The organism is Cytophaga sp. (assembly GCF_051961495.1).
In the GTDB taxonomy this organism is placed as follows: domain Bacteria; phylum Bacteroidota; class Bacteroidia; order Cytophagales; family Cytophagaceae; genus Cytophaga.
Window position 1 is genome coordinate 1 of record NZ_JBQCDF010000030.1, and the last position, 2946, is coordinate 2946.

The following is a 2946-nucleotide window of genomic DNA, read 5'->3' on the forward strand; positions in this document are numbered from 1 at the left end:
ATAATCCTGCCTTTAACTGTCGCTAAAAAAATTGATAAAACATTCGTACTGAATGCTCCGACAAACGTTAGGATCAGCAATAATGTTATGCTTGCATAATCAGGCGCCAGCCAGATGTAAAAGACTGCAGCAAATAACGAAGCACCTGCTGAACTCCCCAGTACATATGGATCAGCCAACGGGTTTCGTACAAGTACCTGCATTAAATAGCCAGACAGTCCTAATGCTGCACCGGTAAAGAAAGCCAGCAGAATTCTTGGCAGACGAATCTGAAACCAGATAATCTGTTGAACAGAATCTGAATCCGTTTCTACAATCGCATTTATCAAATACGGGAAATCTGCTACCTCTCTTACTGTTCCGATAACAGCGAGGATAATAAAAAATAATACTGCGGCTATACATCCAGCAATGTTTCTCATTTATGCAGAATAGATTTAATCGATTGATATAACTGCGGTAATCGTATGCCTGGCCTGCTTAGGACAGAGTCGCCAATGTAAAATATTTTCTGCTCTTTGTATGCCTTTGTTTTTTTAAGAACTGGATATGCCTCAAAAAATAATGTTTGCTGTTCAGTAGAATTGAATATGTACACATCAGGATTTGTCTTCAATACATACTCTACATCAACTACCGGATATGAACTATCCGTATCATAAATAAAATTCTTACCGCCCGCACGCTCAATCAACTCCGACACATATGTTTTCTTTCCAAATACATATATAGGGGATACGGATGTCACAACAATACAAGTTTGAACAGAATCTGATGCAGTTGTATCAACCGGAGCCAGCCACTTATCAAACCATGCATTCATTTTGAGTGTATCGCCATGAGTAATTTGTACCAGCTTACGTGTGCTTGATTCAATCTCAGTAATCAGATCAAACTTTAATACCACAACTGATATATTTACTCTTTCAAGTTTTTCCAGTTCCTGTATGGAGATCATACCTTTTTTCGCAAAAACAACATCCGGTTTTAAGCGTGCGACTGCTTCAATATCCAGCGGATACGTATTCAAGGCTGGTAGCTTCTTTACAGATTCAGGATAATCGCACCAGACAGAGCGGCCTGCAATTCTGTTGGTATCTGTAAAAGCATAAAGAAGTTCTGTGATGGATGGAGTTAAACTGACAATTCTATGCAGGTTGCGGGGGATTACAACATTCCGCCCGGCATCGTCAGTAAATGTATATGAAGTCGTATCTGCATTATTTTCAGCCACTACATTTTTTTCATTACACGATGTAAGGAGTAAACTAAAAACAAGTAATAAGCACAAAGAATATCTCATTGGTTCGGGAAATTATTAGTAAATTTAAGGCAAATATTGAATATAATCATAAGTCTTATGTTAGTAGTTACCGGTGCTGCTGGTTTTATCGGAAGTTGTCTGATTCAGCGTTTGAATGAATTAAACTTTAACTTAATTGTTGCAGTAGATCATTTTGAGAATCCTGAAAAGAAAAAGAATCTTGAAGGTAAAAAGATCCAGGAATTTGTAAACAGGGATAACTTTTTTGAATGGCTGGATAAAAACAACAAACACGTTGAATTTATTTTTCATATCGGTGCAAGGACGGATACTACTGAATTCAACAAAGCAATCTTTGATGAACTGAATGTTGATTATTCTCAAAAAATCTGGAAGGCATGTATCGATTTTCAGATTCCTCTAGTATACGCTTCTTCAGCAGCCACCTACGGAAATGGAGAGTTTGGCTATGATGACAATGAACAGACCATCCCTCAACTTAAACCACTAAACCCTTACGGGGATTCAAAAAATGATTTTGATATCTGGGCTTTGAAACAGGATAAGAAACCTTTCTTCTGGGCTGGCTTAAAATTCTTTAATGTTTATGGTCCGAATGAATATCATAAAGGGAGAATGGCTTCTGTTATTTTCCATGCCTATAACCAGATCAAAGCAACAGGGAAAATGAAACTGTTCCGATCTCATAAGCCGGAGTTTACCGATGGCGGACAAATGCGCGATTTTGTTTACGTAAAAGATGTCTGCAATGTGATTGTCTTTTTAATGCATCACAGAAAGAACAGTGGTATCTATAACTTAGGTAGCGGCAAGGCGCGCACTTTCCTGGATCTGGCAAAGAACACCTTTAAGAATATGCATGTTCAGGAAGATATATCATTCATTGATACTCCAATAGATATACGTGATAAGTATCAGTATTTTACTGAAGCCAATATGTCTAAACTAAAAGGTATTGGTTATAAAGACGAATTTCATACACTTGAAAAAGGTATAGAAGATTACGTGACGAATTATTTAATTCCCGGAAAATACTGGTAGTAAGGGCGTATTGCATACGCCCACACATTTATGAAATTAGAATTTCTCTATAAAATCAACGAATTCAACGAACATGCAGTCCGGCTTTCGGATTTCAATTCACAACAGGCAAACTTGTTCCGGGATGCATTAACGGATGTGGTTATCAGGCAGCAAAAAAGTTTAGACGTTCATGCATTGGATTTTGTTGAATCTGTCAACTGCCTGCTCACGCTACGGGTTTCTAACGAGGATATAGGTATTGAAGATGTACAGGGCAAACATTTTTATTGCGACCTGACGCTTGAAGGTTATAACAATATGTATAAATTGCTGACTCCATTTTGTATCAAGGAATCTAAAGGATATCAATGGCTGTATGATATAGATACTCCTATTGATCTGCTCTTTTCAGCAGGAAGCTATTAACAAAAAATGCTTCGAGGATTCGAAGCATTTTACGGTCAATTTTATAATCTGAGGTAGTTATTATTGTTTGTAAACAATAGGTATCTCATTTAATTTTCCCTGAGATATTTTAATGGTTTTTATCGTTCCATCAGGCATAACTGCCGACAACGCCATTTCGAAAGTTCCTGATACTACTTTATTGTTCTCATCAATTTTTTCAAGCAATACAT

Annotated in this window: 4 protein-coding genes; 2 read left to right on the plus strand and 2 right to left on the minus strand. The window is 37.2% G+C overall.

Going from position 1 to position 2946, the window contains the following annotated elements; translation table 11 throughout:
- Together ACTHJT_RS01620 and ACTHJT_RS01625 are read right to left on the minus strand one after the other, a co-directional pair.
- The coding region (locus ACTHJT_RS01620) for an iron chelate uptake ABC transporter family permease subunit (RefSeq protein WP_440235889.1) at positions 1–422 on the minus strand (422 nt) is incomplete at its 3' end.
- Complete coding sequence (locus tag ACTHJT_RS01625; RefSeq protein ID WP_440235890.1) at positions 419–1234, minus strand: ABC transporter substrate-binding protein; 816 nt, start codon at positions 1232–1234, stop codon at positions 419–421. The genes ACTHJT_RS01625 and ACTHJT_RS01620, both read right to left, overlap by 4 nt.
- Positions 1235–1360: 126 nt before the next feature.
- On the opposite strand from ACTHJT_RS01625, the gene rfaD reads away from it, so the two are divergent.
- Together rfaD and ACTHJT_RS01635 are read left to right on the plus strand one after the other, a co-directional pair.
- A complete protein-coding gene (gene rfaD / locus ACTHJT_RS01630) occupies positions 1361–2326 on the plus strand; it encodes an ADP-glyceromanno-heptose 6-epimerase (RefSeq protein WP_440235891.1) in 966 nt (321 codons plus the stop codon).
- Between the two features lie 30 nt (positions 2327–2356).
- The gene (locus ACTHJT_RS01635) at positions 2357–2734 is read left to right on the plus strand and encodes a hypothetical protein (RefSeq protein ID WP_440235893.1); all 378 of its coding nucleotides are present in this window, start codon (positions 2357–2359) and stop codon (positions 2732–2734) included.
- Positions 2735–2946: the final 212 nt, after the last annotated feature.

Excerpts from the sequence above, each read along its gene's own strand:
- rfaD (WP_440235891.1), top strand. The coding sequence starts at position 1,361 with ATGTTAGTAGTTACCGGTGCTGCTGGTTTTATCGGAAGTTGTCTGATT.
- ACTHJT_RS01635 (WP_440235893.1), top strand. The coding sequence starts at position 2,357 with ATGAAATTAGAATTTCTCTATAAAATCAACGAATTCAACGAACATGCA.